Annotated in this window: 17 protein-coding genes and 2 tRNA genes; 7 read left to right on the top strand and 12 right to left on the bottom strand. The window is 68.8% G+C overall.

Translation table 11 applies throughout. The features are described from left to right. The first annotated feature begins 539 nt into the window (after positions 1 to 539). The gene (locus ACZ6N8_RS22640; RefSeq protein WP_364373437.1) at positions 540 to 764 is read left to right on the top strand and encodes a hypothetical protein; all 225 of its coding nucleotides are present in this window, start codon (positions 540 to 542) and stop codon (positions 762 to 764) included. Positions 765 to 768: 4 nt separating this feature from the next. On the opposite strand, the gene ACZ6N8_RS22645 is transcribed toward ACZ6N8_RS22640, so the two are convergent. Together ACZ6N8_RS22645 and ACZ6N8_RS22650 are read right to left on the bottom strand one after the other, a co-directional pair. Then, positions 769 to 1,566: a carbon-nitrogen hydrolase family protein gene (locus tag ACZ6N8_RS22645; RefSeq protein ID WP_466012477.1), complete on the bottom strand. Its 798-nt coding sequence runs from the start codon at positions 1,564 to 1,566 to the stop codon at positions 769 to 771. 39 nt (positions 1,567 to 1,605) lie between these two features. Continuing rightward, positions 1,606 to 2,439 (bottom strand): EamA family transporter, encoded by an 834-nt coding sequence (locus tag ACZ6N8_RS22650; protein ID WP_466012479.1) that lies wholly within the window; start codon positions 2,437 to 2,439, stop codon positions 1,606 to 1,608. A 41-nt stretch (positions 2,440 to 2,480) separates the two neighbouring features. Between ACZ6N8_RS22650 and ACZ6N8_RS22655 the strand changes: the two genes are divergently transcribed. Beyond that, a complete protein-coding gene (locus ACZ6N8_RS22655) occupies positions 2,481 to 3,107 on the top strand; it encodes a helix-turn-helix domain-containing protein (protein ID WP_466012481.1) in 627 nt (208 codons plus the stop codon). 24 nt (positions 3,108 to 3,131) lie between these two features. On the opposite strand, the gene clpX is transcribed toward ACZ6N8_RS22655, so the two are convergent. From clpX to ACZ6N8_RS22680, 5 genes are all read right to left on the bottom strand, one after another. After that, on the bottom strand, positions 3,132 to 4,427 hold the full coding sequence (clpX, locus tag ACZ6N8_RS22660) for an ATP-dependent Clp protease ATP-binding subunit ClpX (protein ID WP_139588132.1): 1,296 nt from the start codon (positions 4,425 to 4,427) through the stop codon (positions 3,132 to 3,134). A 211-nt stretch (positions 4,428 to 4,638) separates the two neighbouring features. Next, positions 4,639 to 5,301 carry an ATP-dependent Clp protease proteolytic subunit gene (locus ACZ6N8_RS22665; RefSeq protein WP_121652300.1) on the bottom strand — a complete coding sequence of 221 codons (663 nt, stop codon included), beginning with the start codon at positions 5,299 to 5,301 and terminating at the stop codon, positions 4,639 to 4,641. A 10-nt stretch (positions 5,302 to 5,311) separates the two neighbouring features. Further along, on the bottom strand, positions 5,312 to 5,953 hold the full coding sequence (locus ACZ6N8_RS22670) for an ATP-dependent Clp protease proteolytic subunit (RefSeq protein ID WP_007464111.1): 642 nt from the start codon (positions 5,951 to 5,953) through the stop codon (positions 5,312 to 5,314). 194 nt (positions 5,954 to 6,147) lie between these two features. Then, positions 6,148 to 7,494 carry a trigger factor gene (gene tig, locus ACZ6N8_RS22675; protein WP_466012482.1) on the bottom strand — a complete coding sequence of 449 codons (1,347 nt, stop codon included), beginning with the start codon at positions 7,492 to 7,494 and terminating at the stop codon, positions 6,148 to 6,150. A gap of 117 nt (positions 7,495 to 7,611) precedes the next feature. Continuing rightward, positions 7,612 to 7,685: transfer RNA gene (locus ACZ6N8_RS22680), tRNA-Pro, on the bottom strand. A gap of 331 nt (positions 7,686 to 8,016) precedes the next feature. Between ACZ6N8_RS22680 and ACZ6N8_RS22685 the strand changes: the two genes are divergently transcribed. After that, positions 8,017 to 8,090 (top strand) — tRNA-Gly (locus ACZ6N8_RS22685). A gap of 242 nt (positions 8,091 to 8,332) precedes the next feature. Further along, a complete protein-coding gene (locus tag ACZ6N8_RS22690) occupies positions 8,333 to 8,725 on the top strand; it encodes a hypothetical protein (RefSeq protein WP_466012484.1) in 393 nt (130 codons plus the stop codon). Positions 8,726 to 8,848: 123 nt separating this feature from the next. On the opposite strand, the gene ACZ6N8_RS22695 is transcribed toward ACZ6N8_RS22690, so the two are convergent. The 5 genes from ACZ6N8_RS22695 to ACZ6N8_RS22715 form a co-directional block, all read right to left on the bottom strand. Further along, positions 8,849 to 9,373 (bottom strand): hypothetical protein, encoded by a 525-nt coding sequence (locus tag ACZ6N8_RS22695; protein WP_466012485.1) that lies wholly within the window; start codon positions 9,371 to 9,373, stop codon positions 8,849 to 8,851. 8 nt (positions 9,374 to 9,381) lie between these two features. Further along, a complete protein-coding gene (locus ACZ6N8_RS22700) occupies positions 9,382 to 13,920 on the bottom strand; it encodes a DUF6531 domain-containing protein (RefSeq protein ID WP_466012487.1) in 4,539 nt (1,512 codons plus the stop codon). Positions 13,921 to 14,079: 159 nt separating this feature from the next. Beyond that, entirely contained in the window at positions 14,080 to 14,373 is a 294-nt protein-coding gene (locus ACZ6N8_RS22705) for a WXG100 family type VII secretion target (protein ID WP_466012489.1), read from the bottom strand. Between the two features lie 16 nt (positions 14,374 to 14,389). Further along, the gene (locus tag ACZ6N8_RS22710; protein ID WP_466012491.1) at positions 14,390 to 14,725 is read right to left on the bottom strand and encodes a WXG100 family type VII secretion target; all 336 of its coding nucleotides are present in this window, start codon (positions 14,723 to 14,725) and stop codon (positions 14,390 to 14,392) included. A 65-nt stretch (positions 14,726 to 14,790) separates the two neighbouring features. Further along, positions 14,791 to 15,660 carry a MinD/ParA family ATP-binding protein gene (locus ACZ6N8_RS22715; protein WP_466012493.1) on the bottom strand — a complete coding sequence of 290 codons (870 nt, stop codon included), beginning with the start codon at positions 15,658 to 15,660 and terminating at the stop codon, positions 14,791 to 14,793. Positions 15,661 to 15,720: 60 nt separating this feature from the next. Here ACZ6N8_RS22715 and ACZ6N8_RS22720 point away from each other — a divergent pair, with 60 nt between their 5' ends. The 3 genes from ACZ6N8_RS22720 to ACZ6N8_RS22730 are packed head-to-tail and all read left to right on the top strand — an operon-like array spanning position 15,721 to position 17,044. Beyond that, positions 15,721 to 16,014 (top strand): hypothetical protein, encoded by a 294-nt coding sequence (locus ACZ6N8_RS22720; RefSeq protein WP_466012495.1) that lies wholly within the window; start codon positions 15,721 to 15,723, stop codon positions 16,012 to 16,014. Positions 16,015 to 16,023: 9 nt separating this feature from the next. Continuing rightward, entirely contained in the window at positions 16,024 to 16,707 is a 684-nt protein-coding gene (locus ACZ6N8_RS22725) for a hypothetical protein (RefSeq protein WP_466012497.1), read from the top strand. Beyond that, positions 16,700 to 17,044, top strand: a complete 345-nt coding sequence (locus ACZ6N8_RS22730; RefSeq protein ID WP_466012498.1) for a hypothetical protein — start codon at positions 16,700 to 16,702, stop codon at positions 17,042 to 17,044. The genes ACZ6N8_RS22725 and ACZ6N8_RS22730 overlap by 8 nt, the downstream gene beginning before the upstream one ends. The last annotated feature ends 6 nt before the right edge of the window (positions 17,045 to 17,050 follow it).

The following is a 17,050-nucleotide window of genomic DNA, read 5'->3' on the forward strand; positions in this document are numbered from 1 at the left end:
TAATTGGCACTGGCTTTACAAGCACCCTGTTGAGTTCTCAAAGAACAACCACACACCGAACCAAACACCACACTCAGTGGCACCCGTTTCGGGGCAACCGCTCAAACCTACTTGGCCGAACTTTCATTGTCAACCTCGTATCCGAGGTGATCAATCTTGTTCGCCCGGACCCACGATGACGCACGCCGTATCCGGCGGTCGCTACTGTCGTGGGAAGCCGCAGACCGGCCGATCACCGCTTCGCGGCTCTCCGCCCGGCTCCTGCCGGCTTCAGAACTCTACCCGGTCGGCTTCGCGTTCGCAACCCCGTATCCGAGGTGTTCCGCACCGCCCGATCCTCAGTCTCGCTCGGCGTTCCCGCCACGAGCCTGGCGCCCGTTCTCGGCCGGTTTGTCCGGCCTCCCCCGTGCAGAGAGAAAGTTACGCGGGCGGCCCGGAGAAGGCAAATCAGGGTTCATCACTGGTTCGGGCGATCCCGCTGCAGGACTCGTCGGCCCACCCGGCGACGCGGGACGGCCGGGCGTGCCAGAGTGTCAGGCATGGATGACTCCGGGCCTCGCACCACGGTGGTCGCCGAGGAGGCGCTGCTCGGTCTCCTCCTGCCGTTCTGGCAGGTGGTGATCGGCGCGGTCGTGCTTGTCGTCCTGGTGCTCTCGGTCGGGCGGCTGGCCCGACGGGGTCGATCGCGGATGACCACAGCGCTGCTGGTCACCGCCGCGGCCATCGCCGGGCTCGCGGTCATCGGCGTACTGCTGGAGGGCTGAGGGCTCAGAGCCGGCGGTTGGCCAGGCTGGGCAGTTCACTCCGGATGACGGCGAGCCGGTCGAGATCAAGGTCGGCCACCGCCATCCCCGGCCCGTCCGGCAGTTGCGTGAGGACGGTCCCCCACGGGTCGACCACCATGCTGCGCCCGAAACAGGTGCGGCCGGGCTCATGGTCGCCGGTCTGACCGGCAGCCGCCACGAAACACTGGTTCTCGATCGCCCGGGCCCGCAACAGGACCTCCCAGTGATCCCTGCCGGTGTGCATCATGAACGCCGCCGGGACCACAAGCAGCTGGGCGCCACCGTCGGTGGCCAGTGCCCGGTACAGCTCCGGAAAGCGCAGGTCGTAACAGATCGACAGGCCCACCCGTAGACCCTCGACGTCGACCACCACCGGCTGCGTCCCGGGTGCCACGGTCGCCGACTCACGGTAGGAGACCCGGCCCGGGATCTCCACGTCGTACAGGTGGATCTTGCGGTAGCTCGCGGCCAGGCTGCCGGACCTGTCGAAGACCAACGAGGTGTTCCAGGTGCGCTCCGGGTCCGGCCCGGCCTCGTGGAACGAGCCCGCGATCACCCACATGCCGAGCCGGCCGGCCACCCCGGCGAAGAAGCTGCCCACCTCGCCGTCGACCGGCTCGGGCTCCGGCAGCCCGGCCGCAGGGCCGAGATAGTCGACGTACTCCGGAAGGACGGCGAGATCCGCGCCGCCGGCGGCGGCGCGTTCCAGCAGGACCTCCGCGGCAGCCAGGTTGGCCTTGCGGTCGTCCCGGGCGTTCAGCTGGCAGACGGCGACGCGCATGAGCCCAGGGTACGACCGCACGGGCCGGTGGGGACAGCGTCAGATGCTCGCCAGCACCAGCGCTCCGGCGGCGAACCCGAGCCCGGCGACCTGGACCGGGCGGAGCCGTTCCCTGTCGACGGCGAGTGCGAGCAGCACCGTACTCGCTGGATAGAGCGCGGCGATCGCCGCGATGATGCTCAGGTGACCTCGGGACGCCGCGCCCAGGAACAGCGCGTTCGCGGCGCCGTCGAGCAGGCCGGCGACGGCCACCCAGACCAGTACGCGCCGGCCGAGCCGCAGCCGGACGCCGGTGCCCGCGGCCAGCGCGAGCCCGAACGCTATCGAACTGACCCGCAACGCCGCCACCGGCCACATGCCGGCGCTCTCGTCGGCCTGGCCGAGGAGCGCGAAGAAGACGCCGAAGAGCGCCCCGGCGGCGAGGGCGAGCCCGATCAGCCGGGTCGGAGCGGCTCGCCGGCCGCCACCCTCCCCCAGGCTCACAAGCGCGATGGCAAGCACGGCGAGGCCCGCTCCGGTCAGGGCCGGGCCGCCCGGGAAGGTAGCCGTGAACAGGCCGGCGATGATCGGCACCACGGCGGCGGTGATCGCGGTGATCGGCGCGACGACGGCCATCATCCCGCCGGCGAGCGCGCGGTAGAGGAGCATGACCCCGGCCGCGCCTGCCACCCCCGCGGCGAGCCCCCAGACGATGTCCCCGGTCGTCGGGGTGCCGGGCACCAGCAGCACCAGGACGACCAGCAGCGGGACGCTCAGCAGCTGGGAGACCACTGTCACGGCGATCGGGTCGGCACGGCGGGAGGCCTTCCCGCCGGAGAAGTCGGCGGCACCGAACGCGATCGCGGACACTGCGGCGAGGACAATGGGAAGCATCTGTCTGTCGTACCATAATAGTGACCGTGAGGGATAGTTTAATGACCGACACCGGGGGCGACCGGGTGGGCGCGGTGACATCCGCGGTCGCCCGGCAGGTACGCGACCTACGGGCCGCCCGAGGCTGGACCTTCGAGGAACTGGCCGGCCGGTCCGGAGTGAGCAAGGGGATGCTCGTGCAGATCGAGGGCGCCCGGACCAACCCGAGCGTCGGCACGCTCTGCCGGGTCGCCGACGCCTTCGGCGTCAACATCGCCCACCTGCTCGAACCGGCCGAGGAACACACCGTGAAGATCACCACCGCCGCCGAGGCGCCCCTGCTCTGGCAGGGCGAACACGGCGGCACCGGTCACCTGCTGAGCGGACTGGGCGAACCGGACCTCGTCGAACTCTGGGACTGGCGGATGGCCCCCGGAGAGACACACCGCTCCCTCGACCACCCGCGCGGCACCCGGGAGGTGCTGCACGTGCTGGACGGCGCCGTGGTCGTCCGGGTCGACGGGCAGGACCACCCCGTCCGCGCCGGCGAGACCATCGAGTTTCACGCCGACCGCGAGCACGGATACCGCAACGAGACCGACCAGCCGACCCGGCTGATGATGGTGACCGTCACCCCGTCGGGCGAGTGGGACCGCCGAACGCGATCACGCCGGCCGCGTCAGGAGTGAGCGACCGGCGTGACACGGGGAGGATCAGGCCGACTTCTCCTCGCGGTCCCGCCGGGCCCGACGCCCGGTGAACTCGCGCGGAACGATCGTCGGGTTGACGTTCTCCAGGACCACCTCGCGGGTGATCAGCACCCGGGCGGCGTCCGGGTTGCTCGGGACCTCGAACATCGCGGAGAGGAGAACCTCCTCGATGATGGCCCGCAGACCTCGGGCGCCGGTGCCCCGCAGCATCGCCTGGTCGGCGATCGCCTCCAACGCCGGCTCGTCGAACTCCAGCTCGACACCGTCCAGCTCGAAGAGCCGCTGGTACTGCCGCACCAGCGCGTTGCGCGGCTCGGTGAGGATGCGCACCAGCGCGCTGCGGTCCAGGCTGCGCACGTTGGTGATCACCGGGAGCCGGCCGACGAACTCGGGGATCAGGCCGAACTTGAGCATGTCCTCCGGCATGACCTGGCTGAAGATGTCATCGGTCGACCGGTCGGACACCGACCGGAGCCGGGCGCCGAAACCGGTGCCGCCCTGGCCGGTGCGGGACTCGATGATCTGATCCAGACCGGCGAACGCACCACCACAGATGAACAGCACGTTCGTGGTGTCGATCTGGATGAACTCCTGATGCGGGTGCTTACGACCGCCCTGCGGCGGCACGTTCGCCACAGTGCCTTCCAGCATCTTGAGCAGCGCCTGCTGCACACCCTCGCCGGAGACGTCCCGCGTGATCGACGGGTTCTCCGACTTACGGGCGATCTTGTCGACCTCGTCGATGTAGATGATGCCGGTCTCGGCGCGCTTGATGTCGTAGTCCGCGGCCTGGATCAGCTTGAGCAGGATGTTCTCCACGTCCTCACCGACGTAGCCCGCCTCGGTGAGCGCCGTGGCGTCCGCGATGGCGAACGGGACGTTCAACATCCGGGCGAGCGTCTGCGCCAGGTGGGTCTTGCCGCACCCCGTCGGCCCGAGCAGCAGGATGTTGGACTTGGCCAGCTCGACGGCGTCACTGCCGGAGCCCGGCGCACCCGCCGCCTCGGCCTGGATGCGCTTGTAGTGGTTGTAGACCGCCACCGCGAGCGCCTTCTTGGCCTGATCCTGCCCGACGACGTAGTTGTCGAGGAACTGGCAGATCTCCATCGGCTTGGGAAGCTCTTCCCACTTCACCTCGCCGGACTCGGCCAGCTCCTCTTCGATGATCTCGTTGCAGAGATCGATGCACTCGTCGCAGATGTAGACCCCAGGGCCCGCGATGAGCTTCTTCACCTGCTTCTGCGACTTGCCGCAGAAGGAGCATTTCAGTAGGTCGCCGCCGTCACCGATCCGTGCCACCTACGTTCTCCCTGCACTCATCGGCCGGAGACCCGGCCCTGACCTGCGGACGCTGCGCGCCGCCCGGCTTGGTTCGCCACACCGGCCCAACCGGCGAAGCGGTACGGACCCGACGTTACCCGCTGGCGGGACATTCTCCGACCCCCAAAACGGGTGTGTCAGAGGTCGGCCGGGAACGAACGCCCCGGCCAACCCCTGACCCGGTACTGATTCAGCTGGCCGCGTTGGCCGCCAGCAGACCCTTCTTGCGGCTGGTCAGGATCGTGTCCACCAGCCCGTACTCCTTGGACTCCTCGGCCGTCATGATCTTGTCACGGTCGATGTCCTTGCGGACCTGCTCGATCGGGCGGTTGCAGTGGCGGGACAGCATGTCCTCCAGCTGCGTCCGCATCCGCAGGATCTCCCGAGCCTGGATCTCGATGTCCGAGCCCTGCCCGTAGCCGCCCTCGGTGGCCGGCTGGTGGATGATGATCCGCGAGTTCGGAAGAGCCATCCGCTTACCAGGCGTACCCGCCGACAGCAGCACCGCCGCCGCGCTGGCGGCCTGCCCCAGGCAGACCGTCGAGATGTCCGGACGGACGTACTGCATGGTGTCGTAGATCGCCGTCATGGCCGTGAACGAGCCACCGGGCGAGTTGATGTACATGATGATGTCGCGGTCCGGGTCGGTGCCCTCAAGCGTGAGCAGCTGGGCCATCACGTCGTTCGCCGACGCGTCGTCCACCTGCACACCGAGGAAGATGATCCGGTCCTCGAAGAGCTTGTTGTACGGGTTCGACTCCTTGACCCCGTACGACGTGCGCTCGACGAACGACGGCAGAACGTAGCGGTTGTGCACGGCCGCGAACTGGGGCGGCAAGCTCAGATCGGTCATCGTCAGCTCCTCAGCTCAGGGTCCCGGCGCCATCCGGAACCTGAGCGGCCCCGATGATCACCTTGTCGATGAAGCCGTAGTCCATGGCCTCCTGGGCGGTGAACCAACGGTCCCGGTCCGAGTCCGCCTCGATCTGCGACTGGCTCTGGCCGGTGTGGTGCGCGACCCGCTCCTGGAACATCCGCTTCGTGTAGAGCATCTGCTCCGCCTGGATGGCGATGTCGGACGCCGTACCGCCCAGACCGCCGGACGGCTGGTGCATCATGATCCGGGCGTGCGGCAGCGCGTACCGCTTGCCCTTGGTGCCGGCGCAGAGCAGCAGCTGGCCCATCGAGGCCGCCATGCCCATCGCCACTGTCGACACGTCGTTGTCGATGAACTGCATGGTGTCGTAGATCGCCATGCCGGAGTAGACCGAGCCACCCGGCGAGTTGATCCACAGGTTGATGTCGCGGTCCGGGTCCTCCGCGGCGAGCAGCAGCAGCTGCGCGCAGATGCGGTTGGCGACCTGGTCGGTCACCTCACTGCCCAGGAAGATGATGCGTTCCTTGAGCAACCGGTTGTAGACCGAGTCGTCGAGGTTGCCAATGGAGTCGCCACCGCGCGCGTCAATCGCCCGGAGCGACTTCTTGGGGATGTGCATGTCGGTCATGGCAGCCCTTCGCTCTCCGTACCGTCTTTCCCGACACTAACCGCTGTGCGGGGCGGCAGAGTCCCGGTCGGGGCACTGTTCGCTCTCAGCGCAGCTGTGTCAGGCGCACCCGCGGCGCGGGCGTCCGGGCGTACCCCGGAACGGATTCGGCCGCCGCCCACCGCGCAGCGGCGGACGGCGGCCGCACCCGACGATCAGTGCTCGTGGTTGTGCTCCGCCTCGTTGGCGGCGCGCAGCGCGTCCAGGGTGACCTCGTTGCCGGCCGAGTCCTTGATCGTGATCCGCTCCATGACGGCCGCGAGCGCCTTGCCCCGCCGCACGTCACCGAAGACCGCGGCGGCCGCGCCGGAGCGCACCAGCTGGTCGTAGTACTGCTGCGGAGCCATGCCGGCGCGCTGCGCCCGGTGCACGATCTCGTGCCCGAACTCGTCGTCGGAGACCTGCACGTCCTCCGCGTCGGCGAGCGTGTCCAGCAGGAGCTGCACCTTGACGCCCTCGGTCGCCGCCTCGGTCAGCTCGGTGTCGATCTGCTCCTCGGTCTTCTCCTCGGCGGCCAGGTACTCCTCCAGGGAGGCGCCGATCCGCTCGAGCTGGTCGACCATCGCCTGCTTGCGGCTGGCGACCTCCTCGCGGACGACACCCTCCGGCGCCGCCACCTCGGCGGCCTCGACGAGCTGGGCCAGGGCCTTGTCCCGGGCGGCGTAGATCTGCTCGACCTGCTTGCCCTGGGTGACCCGCGCCCGCAGGTCGCCGCGCAGCTCCTCGATCGTGTCGAACTCGCTGGCCATCTGCGCGAACTCGTCGTTCAGCTCCGGCAGCTCCTTCTCCTTGACCGTGCGCACGGTCACCGCCACCTCGGCGTCCCGGCCGGCGAAGTCGCCGCCGACCAGCTGGGTGGTGAAGGTGGTGCTCTCACCGGCGGCGAGACCCACCACGGCCTCGTCCAGGCCCGGCAGGAGCTGCTTGCTGCCCACCTCGTGGGAGATGTTGCTGGCCTGGCCGCCCGGCACGTCCTCGCCGTCGACCGTGGCGTTCAGGTCGATCTGCACGTAGTCGCCCTCGGCGGCGGCCCGCTCGACCGTCTTGAGGGTGGCGAACCGCTCCCGCAGGTTCTTCACCTGCTCGTCGATCTCGCTCTCGTCGATCTGCAGCTCGTCGACGGTCACCTCGATGGTGCTCGCGTCGGGCAGCGTGATCTCCGGGCGGACGTCGACCTCGGCGGTGAAGTTCAGCGAGTCACCGTCGTTGAACTCGGTGATCTCGACCTCCGGACGCCCGAGCGTCTTCAGGTCGTGCTCGCGTACCGCGGCGAGGATGTTCTCCGGGATGGCGTCCTGGACCGCCTCGTTGAGGACGGTCCCCCGGCCCACCCGCTGGTCGATCACCGCGGTCGGCACCTTGCCCCGACGGAAGCCGGGAACCTGGACCTGCGAACCGATCTCCCGGTACGCCTTCTTGAGGCTCGGCTCGAGCTCGACGAACGGCACCTCGATGGCGAGCCGCACGCGCGTCGGGCTCAGAGTCTCGACGGTGCTCTTCACAGGCGTACTCCTTGACGGATCTGGGTTGTGATTCTGGGCCTTCGATTGGCCCATCGAGTGTAGGCGAGCCGGCCCGGCCGGCTGCTAGCGCCCGGGGCGACCGGACGCGGACAACAGTCGGGGTGGCGGGATTTGAACCCACGGCCCCTCGCTCCCAAAGCGAGTGCGCTACCAAGCTGCGCCACACCCCGTGGCGACGTGCAGTCTATGCCGTCTCCGCACCCCAGGCGGGGCCGGGGCGTCCCCCACCCGGACACAACTTCCAAAAGCCCCACAGCCCGCTTGCATTCGGACGCCCACACGCCCCGCACCGCGCCACGTGCCAAGATCCACACAATCTCGGGGGATGTAGGGGTATCCGCGAGCCGGGACACCACTGTTGCCTGAAACTGTGCGGATCTTGGGCGGTCGGGGCGCGACGCGGGCGCCACGCCCACCGCCCCGGGACGGCGGGCGTGGTTGCGCATCGGACACGGCCATTGGGTACGCTGTCGGCGCGCCCCGTCTTCGGCGGGGCCGAGCGCGGGCGTAGCTCAATGGCAGAGCTTCAGTCTTCCAAACTGACGGTGCGGGTTCGATTCCCGTCGCCCGCTCCACCCACAGAGGCCCAGGTAAGTCGCATGATTGCGGCACCTGGGCCTTCGCGTCTCTCCGCCGCCTTGGATCTTGCGTGCCAACCGCGTGCCATTCACGGCCGGCGGCGGCCGTTCCCGGCGATGCGGCGGTCCATCCTGCCAGCCATCGAGTGCAGGGATGCCGATCAGAGGTCTCCGAGCGCCGGCCCTCTTGGCGTCCCCCGGCTGTCCGCAATGTGAGCCGATGAGGCACGCTCGCGGGTGTGAGTTACGACCTCGCCGTATGGGAAGGCGACCGGCCGGCGGACGATGGAGTCGCGACGGCGCAATTTGAGCGGCTCTACGAGAAGTACCTCGACAAGCAATACCCCGTCCCGCCGACGCCACGCATCCGGGCCTACGTCGAGGCTCTGCTCGAACGCTGGGACACCGAGGACGCGGACGACGAGGACGTGGACGACGACTGGGAGGACGACAGCCCTTGGTCGACGGGCGGGTTGATGAACAGCGCGTCCGGACCGATCGTCTACCTCGCCATGGTCTATAGCAGATGTGAGGAGGTGTCGGCCGGTGCCGCACGCATGGCCGCCGACCGTGGCCTTGTCTGCTTCGACCCGCAGTTGAGCCGCCTGCGGCCGGCCGCCGGCGAGCGGTAGGCCGGGCCATCCACGGGCCGTAAGCCTTGTCCGGCCGGTTCACGCGGGTCGGGACGGGTCTGGGGGTGGATGACGCGCAGCGTGCACGGGCGGCGCCGGTCGCCTACTGACCAGCGAGCTGGTTCAGCGGTAAGGGTCGGGGCTGAACTGCGGATTGGGGCTGGGAAAATCCGGCGGGAAAATCGGGATCTGAAGGGATTTCGTCAGCAGCTCGAAAACCATACTCGGGGATTCGAGGTGAACGATCGAGAATCGCAGCCGACCGGCCTCCAACACGAGGGTTGGCCACTCGTCCACCGGCCCTGTCGGAATCCAGAGGAGGAGGTCACCGTTGTCGGTTCCGCCCCACTGCACGAGCTGATCGGGAGTGATGTCAAGGCCCGACAGATACTCCGCCAGGGATTCCGGAAGGCCCCTGCTCAATATCGATCGGGCGGCCCGGGTGTTCTCCTCGATGTTCAGAGATTCGCGCTCGACACCCTCGCCATAAATCCACAGGAACTCGTCGAAACAGCCCGCCCCGTAGGCCGCAAGCATCTGCCGATGGCTGGAGGGCAGCTCCACCGCCTCGGCAGCCGTCGCGCGATGGGACGGATCCACGGCGGCCGGAGGAGGACACAGGGTGAGAAGCTCCGGCAGCCTATGCACCAGACGTCCTAAATGTTGCGCACCTTCTCATACAACGACCATCCAAAATCGTCCACGGCTTCAATGATGACATGGCTGGGGACGACCCCACCATTCTCGTACACCGGCGTAACGCTCATGACAACGCTGTTCTGGCTGCTGCTGACATGCTGGGCAATCCTGTTTTCCACATCCGCGATCGGCCCGTTGTTCTGAGTCGCGCTCTGGGTGACGAGGTTTCGGATGTCCCTTCCGTCGCCTCCGAACTGCCGACCGATCAGGTGGCCGCGAGAGTGGCCATTTCCGCCTCCGAGGAAGCCTGCCGGACGCATGCTCCGTCCTGCCTCGCTGCCGATCCTCCCCGCAGCCGCGTCGATGAGCGTCTGGGGGGAAACCTCCGCGTAGGCGGCACCTGCCCGACCATTGACGACATCACTGTAAACAGGGCACGGAACCAGACCCAGGGGGTCGGTCCACTGCAGTGGGTTGAAGACATAGCTCTGCGGGTTGAGGCTTCCGCTGATCCCCAGTTTGTCGGTGGAGAGGTATTGGGCGGCGTCGGGATCGTAATAGCGGTGGTAGTTGTAGGAGACGCCGGTTTCCGGATCGTGGATCTGACCGGGAAAACGCAGCGGGCAGTCGACCCCGGTGGCACTGACGTGGGTCGGGACACCCCAGATGGTGGTTCGCTGCTGCCAGGCGATGTCGCCATCCGGGCTGACCAACTCGGTGGGCGTGCCGACCAGGTCGGTCACGATCGCGTAGAAGCGCCGGTCGATCTCGCCCTGCTCAGACTGCGCATCGGTCTGGGTGACGGGACTGAAGGTGCCCGGGGCGTACTCCCAGGTGCTGGTCCGTCCCCCGCCTGCGCCGCGGTGGCTCTGCTCGATCAGGCGTGGGCCGTCCCAGGCGAAGTCGACCTGTTCGACAACATCGCCCCCGGCGTCGAGGCGCTGCTTGGCGACCCGGCGGCCGAGCGCGTCGTACCGGTAACGCCAGCGCGTGCCGTCGGGCGTGGTGACGGCGACCAGCCGGTCCTCGCTGTCCCAGGTGTAGCGCCAGGTCAGCGGCTTGGTAGAGCGCTGCTTGACCTGCCGTAGCGTGACCCGGCCGGCGGCGTCGTGCTCGTAGCGCACCTGCCCCGCCCGACGGATCAGAGTGCCGGTGTATTCCCGCTCGCCCCAGGCCCCATCGCCGTCCGCGCCCGTGGCACCGGGCCGGACCGCGCTCGTGACGTTTCCGGCCGCGTCGTAGGAGTACCGCTCGGTCCAGTCGGCGGCCTGCACGGCGGTGACCCGGCCGGCCCGGTCCACCTCCAGCCGGCGCTCACCGACGAGCTGGTCGGCGATGTCGGTCAGGTAGCCGTCGGGGCGATACCGGTAGGCCCGGTGGGTGAGGAGTTCCGGCACCCCCGTCGGGCTGCCCGTGGCGGCGACGAGGATCTGGGAGAGCAGCCGATGGTTGGCGTCCCAGCTCTGGGTGAGGGCAAGACCGCCAACCGCCCTCCGGGTCTCGCGGCCGGCGGCGTCGTGGGTGAAGCTGACCGTCGCGCCGCCGGTGTGCAACGCGGTGGGCTGTTGGCCCGCGTCGTACTCCCAGGCACTCTCGACCCCAGTCGGGGTACGCCGCAGCGTCCGCCGGCCGAGCACGTCGTAGTACGACCTGACCTCTTGACCGTCCCGGATCTCGGCGAGCACGCGGCCCAGCGGGTCCCGTTCGAAGCGGAGATCGACCTCGGGTGAGCTGGCCCGCAGCAACCGGCCGACCGGGTCGTACGCGAAGGTGGTGACGCCCTCGGCGGTGCGCTTCTCGACGACGTTGCCGAGAGGATCGCGGACCAGCTCGATGCTCCCCCCGGCGCCGTCGGTCCGGGCGACGAGTTGGCCGGCGGCATCGTAGGAATACGTCTGTACGCGGCCGTTGAAGTCGGTCTCGGCGACCAGCCGCCCGGCCGGGTCGTAGTCGTAGTGCCAGGTGAGCCCCTGCGGGTTCGTGACCGTGGTGAGGCGCAACTCGGTGTCGTAGTCGAAGGTCAACCGGCCGCCGTCCGGCCCGCTACGCGCCACTGGAAGGTCGAAATGGCCGATCTCGAACTCGGTGGTTGCCCCGGTCTGGTCGGTGTGGGTGACCAGGTTGCCTTCCGGGTCGTAGGTCCACTCCTCGCTCGCCCCGTCCGGGGTGCGTCGCCAGGCCAGCCGCCCGTCGGCGGTCCAACCGAGATGGGTGACGCCACCGACCGGGTCGATGACCTGGGTGATCTGGCCCGCCCGGTCGCGCTGGTAGGTGGTCACCGCGCCGGTGGGGTCGGTGAGTTGACGGATCAGTCCGGTCGCATCGTTGGTCACCCGCAGGGCGTTGCCGAGCGCGTCGGTCACCTCGGCGAGGTGACCGAACTCGTCGTACCGATAGCGGGTGAGCACGCCGGTCGGGTCGGTGACCATGGTCAGGTTGCCGCGCTCGTCGTACTCGCGCCGCCAGACCGCGCCGTCGACACCCGTGAGGACGACCGGCTGGCGCAGTTCGTTGTAGCCAGCGGTAGCCCGCGCACCGTCCGGGCGGGTGACCTCGACCAGGTTGCCGTCGTCATCGTAGGACCAACGAGTGGTCCGCCCGAGAGCATCGGTCTCGGTCAGCTTCCGATCGGAAGAGTCCCAGGTGAAGGCCGTGGCGTTGCCCAGCGGATCGGTGACTCGTTGGACTTGGCCGCGTTCGGTCAGCTCGTAGTGGGTGGTGTGGCCGAACGAGTCGTTCATGACGGTCATCCGGGCGGCAGAGTCGTAGCGCAGACGCGCGGTCAGGTATCCGCCGGAGCCGGTGGCTGCGACACAGCGGCCCTGATCGTCGTAGGTGTAGTGGTACTCCTGCTCGTTGCGGTCCTGCCAGTGGGTCAACCGGCCGTCGGCGTCATACCCGAACCGCAGCGCAAGCCCGGACCCGTTGATCACCTCGGCGAGGTGGCCGGCCTCGTCGTAGCCGAACCGCACGAGCGTCCGGGCGTCACCTGAGGGTTCCGCGTCGAGCAGGCTCAACGCCGCGACTTGACCGTGCAGGGTGTCGACCGCGATCCGATACCCGCCACTGTGCCGAATCTCGCTGACCGCGCCGTCACGCCAGTCGAGGTCGATCCGGTGACCGTTCCGGTCGGTGACGGCAACCAGAGGTAGTACCCGAACGGGCTCGCCCTCGCCTTCCGGCTCAGGCTGGTCCGGCACCGCCTGGAAGTGCAGGGCCCGGCCGGACCCCGGCTGGTCGACGCGGTAGCCGTCGCCGGATGGGGTGATCGGCCAGCGTGGTCCCGTCTCCGGCATGGTCTGCGCGTCGCCGGCCGCGGGCTTGGGATAGGTGAGGACCATGCCGTCCTCGGCGACGAAGCAGACCCCCTCGTCGTCGACCTCGACCCGCTGGTCGAGCGTGGACGCCCAGGACGGCCCGAACCACCGGCCGACCCGGTACGACGACAGGTGACTACGACGCAGGACCAGCGGGAGCAGGCCGGGCAGCTCGGCGTCGGTCTGGGTGAGCACCACCTCGCCACTCGCCACGTCGATCGGGTCACCGGCACACTTGCGTGCCCCCATCGGAATGCTCGGGCGGGGCATGTTCGAAAGAGCCGCGCGCGCATTGGTCAGGCCCCTACCCAGAGCCGGCAAACCCCGCTTGGCAAGGGCCAGGACCGGTCTGCCGAGCATCGCGAGCCGCCCAATCGGCACGACTGTGAGCACCGTGTCGATCAATAGATTGGTCAGACTGCCCTTACCCGTCGCCGCGTAGAGCGAGGCGTCGATGAGCAGGGCGGCGGCGCCGGCAGCGATGGCGATCGGCCCCATGATGGGTGCGAGGATGGGGATGAAGGACAGCAGACCCGCGACGAGGGAGACGATCTTCAACGCGCCGGACAGCTGCGCCAGCAACTCCTGATTGTCCCGGACGAAGTTGGTGAACTGGCCCTTGAGGTCCCACCACTTCGGGTTTTCCTTGAACCGCAGGCCCTTGGCGTCGTTCACCACCCGTACGCAGTCCCGCACCGCCGTGGACAGCTCACCCCGCAGAGCCCCGGCCTGCGCCACGCACTCGTCCCAGTCGCGCTGCGCCTGCGACAACGCCGCGCCGGCCGCCCCACTGTCCGACCGGTACGGGTCCGGCTCCGCCGCAGCAGCCTGATCCGGCGGCCGGTCGGCCACCTCCTGCTCATGACGCTTGTCGGCCTGCTCGGCGCGGTCGGCCCGCCCCCGCGCGCTCTGCAACGCCGCCCACAGGCCCGGGGCGCGCTGCGCCACCGGACGCATCCGATCCTGCAACGACGACAGCGAGTCCGCGAATGTCGTCAAGCCGGTCGACACCTTGCCGAACGCATCACCGGTGATCCGCAGATGCCCTGGCATCTCGGCGTTCAGCCCCTCCCGGAACAGATCAGCTTCCGGCCCCACGAACTGACTCGTGTCCAGACCCGTGATCTGTGCCGCGGCCTGCGTCGCCGCCGAACCGAACCCCTGCCATCTCGTCGCCGACGACCGGATCGCCGACGGATCGCCTTCCATCCTGAACAGATGCGCCGGAAACTCAGCCATCCCGCCCGGACCTTCCCCGTGTCCACGCCTACAAGCCCGAAACCCACCCACTGAGCCCCGATGCGGGACGACCAGACGCGCGCCGCCCCGCCCGGCACCACCTGCCAGCACAGCGCGCCCGGACCTCGATCGACGCCCGGACGCCGCCACACGTCTGGATCAGCCCTGCAGGGTCCCCCGCACCTGACCGCGCATCTCCTGCACGGATGTGGTGGTCTGACCCAGGGCCTGCTTCACGGAGTCGAGAATCTGCTTCACGGTGTCCGCGGCAGCGTTCCACTGCATCTGGATTCCGTTGTAGATCTCCATCTCGTCGCCCTCCCAGTTGGCCTTCACCCGGGTGACGAAGTTGGTCAGATCGTCGAGACTTGCCTGAACCCCGTTGGCGACCGAGGCGATGTCGCCCTGCGCCGACCCAGCGGTCGACTCGTCGTAACTGAAGACGTCACCCATGATCCCGTAACCTCCGTCAGCCCCGGAACTTCGCGCTGTCCCAGTTGGCCGACCCCATGGTCGACTGCAACTGGCTGGTCTGCTCCGAGTGGTAGGTGTCGTAGAGTTGGCCCGCCGAACCGACCCGGCTCGTGATGTCGGTCAATGCCTTGTTCAGATCGGCCATCGCCGTGTTCCACCGCTGAGTCAGCTGGTCCCAACTCTGGAACGCCGAACCCCGCCACACCGCCGGCAGCGGCTCGATCGCGCTGATGAACGACTGCGCCTGGCTGTTCAGCGCGGCGACCGATGTGTCCAGATTCGACGAGTGTTGATTGACCGCATTGTCGGTGATCGAAAACTTCGCACCCATCCGAAGCCCCTCCCGTGAACTCGACCAAATTCATTCGAACATAGACGCGCAACGTCCTTTGCTTGCTACCTGAGTTGGAGATCTCGCACAATCTGCGCAGCCATGTCCAGAATGATCTCCGCAGTGCCGGCAGCGAGATCGGCCCACTGCAACGCACCGTCGACCCGTAGCGCCGGATCGAACGGCAGGACGAACGTCGCTGCGCCGCCGGACCCACCGGACGACAGCCCAGCGGTGGCAGCGGGCGGCCGCGCGTCATTGCCGACCAGCACCTGCACGCCTACCTGGTCGAACGGCTCACGGAGCAGCGGGGCGATCCACGACCGACAGTCGGTCAGCCAGCGGGGGCCGTGCTCGTCGTTCGACGCCACGAGCACCACCCGGTCGGCCCGGGTCAGCACCGCTGGCACGACCGGATCGCCGGTCAGCGGCGGGGTGTCGACGACCCGCACCGGAAACCAGCGACTGAGGGTGGCCGAGACCGTGGCGTAATCGGCCGCCGCGACCGGACGCTCGGCGCCGCCCGGCGGGCCGGCCAGCAGCATCGCCCGCTCGGCCAGCGCGAGGTGTTCCCGCAGCCAACGCTGACCCACCGCTGGCCGGCGACCGGTGGCGACGTCCCGCAGGCCCAGGCCGGCCAGCACCACCTCGGTGGACCCGCCGGAGCGGATCGCCAGACGGGCGTGCAGCCCACCACCACGGCCGGTGTCGATGGCGAGCACCCTGCCGCCCTGATACCGGGCCAGCGCCAAGGTCAGCAGGGCCGCCACGGTCGAGCGGCCGGTACCCACGCCCGGACCGACCACGGCGATCACCCCCGGCCGCAGCCGGACGGAGAGGATCTCCGCGCGCTCCCGCTCGGCCCGCACCCGTGCGGTGATGCGGGGGTCGAGGGCTCGCACCATCGTTCGGCCGATTTGCCGGTACTCGGTCATCGGGGTCTCCCGTAATAGACGTGAGTTGTTAGCCTTACTGAGCGATGACGGGGAGGCGGGATGACGTACGTTCAGTATCCTTACGCGACACTGGTGAGCCTAGGCGGGAATTTGACCAGCCTTTCTGATCAGTTGGAGACGGACCATCGCGGTGTGGTCGACTGCGCCGGCCTGACCGATGATCATGCCGATATTCAGGGAGCGATCTCTGATTTCCGCGACGAGTGGAAGACCAGCCTGCTCGAGTTGATGAACAACATCGGCGAGTGGGGCGGCCTCTCCAGCGCGATCGGCAAGATGGTCTCCGACTTCGACAGCCAGACCGCCGCCGCGCTGCGCCCGACCGAGTCGTAGGGGTGCCGCGTGAGCGACGTTTCCATGCGTGATCCGCTGCCCGCCCACGACCTGAAACTCAATCCCCATGCCCCGCACCCGGATTTCGCGTGGTATGTCGGGATCCCCGCAGACTGGGCGCTGCTCGACACCAATCCGGAGTCCTGGCAGCGCAGCGCGGTCCGGATGGTCGACGACCGCTTCTTCGGGCAGCGGCTACGCGCCGCCGAGCGACGGGCGGTCCTCCAGTTCGTCGAGCAACTCGTCGCCGACTGTCAACGTGCCGGCGCCTCGCTGAGTCTGGTCCAGCTGGGTCCGATGTCCACCGGGACGGTGGGCAGCGCTGGGCTGCACCTGGGCTGGTTCAACTCCACGCCCCAGCCGGCCGGCCTCGCCCTGGTCCGACAGACCCTGCCGCGCACCGGCACGGCAGAAGAGGTCGACACTCCGGTCGGGCCCGGGGTGCTGCACCGCGATGTCGCGTCCACGGTGCCGCCGGGCGGCCTGACCCGGGTCCGTTCGACGGTGCTGCAGCTGTTCCTGCCGTTGCCCGGCACCACCTGGACGGCGGTGCTGAGCGCCGCGACACCGCATCCCGAGATGGAGCAGGTCATCACCGACGTGATCGTCGCGGTGAGCCGGAGCATCAAGCCAGCCGGTCCGGACGACGTGGCAGCACCCGGTGGAGCCGAGCAGGGCAACGCCCGTGGCTGACGGCCGGGACCGGGTTGTGGTCGAGTCGCACGCGCTGCGCACCGCCACCGCCAAGGCCGCGCTCCTGCACGGGTCACGGCGCGGCCCCCGCGAGTTACGCCGTCCCTATGCGGCGGTGATCGCGAGCCTGGTCGTGGGTGCTCTGTTGCTGATCGCGGTCTGGGCGGTCACGCGCATCGGCGGGCTGCTCGCCGAGCAGCGCCAGAAACGAGGGCTGGGCACGCCCGCCGCCACGCAACCGTACGCGGCCCGTCCTCTCCTCGTGCGACCGGCGGAGCTGCCCGGGCCGGCCACAGCGATCGTGCCCCACGCAGCGCCGGCCACGCTGATCGGCTGATCGGCG

It is taken from the genome of Micromonospora sp. NPDC047521 (assembly GCF_055587305.1).

Excerpts from the sequence above, each read along its gene's own strand:
- ACZ6N8_RS22640 (WP_364373437.1), top strand. The coding sequence starts at position 540 with ATGGATGACTCCGGGCCTCGCACCACGGTGGTCGCCGAGGAGGCGCTG.
- ACZ6N8_RS22645 (WP_466012477.1), bottom strand. The coding sequence starts at position 1,566 with ATGCGCGTCGCCGTCTGCCAGCTGAACGCCCGGGACGACCGCAAGGCC.
- ACZ6N8_RS22650 (WP_466012479.1), bottom strand. The coding sequence starts at position 2,439 with ATGCTTCCCATTGTCCTCGCCGCAGTGTCCGCGATCGCGTTCGGTGCC.
- ACZ6N8_RS22655 (WP_466012481.1), top strand. The coding sequence starts at position 2,481 with ATGACCGACACCGGGGGCGACCGGGTGGGCGCGGTGACATCCGCGGTC.
- ACZ6N8_RS22665 (WP_121652300.1), bottom strand. The coding sequence starts at position 5,301 with ATGACCGATCTGAGCTTGCCGCCCCAGTTCGCGGCCGTGCACAACCGC.
- ACZ6N8_RS22670 (WP_007464111.1), bottom strand. The coding sequence starts at position 5,953 with ATGACCGACATGCACATCCCCAAGAAGTCGCTCCGGGCGATTGACGCG.
- ACZ6N8_RS22700 (WP_466012487.1), bottom strand. The coding sequence starts at position 13,920 with ATGGCTGAGTTTCCGGCGCATCTGTTCAGGATGGAAGGCGATCCGTCG.
- ACZ6N8_RS22705 (WP_466012489.1), bottom strand. The coding sequence starts at position 14,373 with ATGGGTGACGTCTTCAGTTACGACGAGTCGACCGCTGGGTCGGCGCAG.
- ACZ6N8_RS22710 (WP_466012491.1), bottom strand. The coding sequence starts at position 14,725 with ATGGGTGCGAAGTTTTCGATCACCGACAATGCGGTCAATCAACACTCG.
- ACZ6N8_RS22715 (WP_466012493.1), bottom strand. The coding sequence starts at position 15,660 with ATGACCGAGTACCGGCAAATCGGCCGAACGATGGTGCGAGCCCTCGAC.
- ACZ6N8_RS22720 (WP_466012495.1), top strand. The coding sequence starts at position 15,721 with ATGACGTACGTTCAGTATCCTTACGCGACACTGGTGAGCCTAGGCGGG.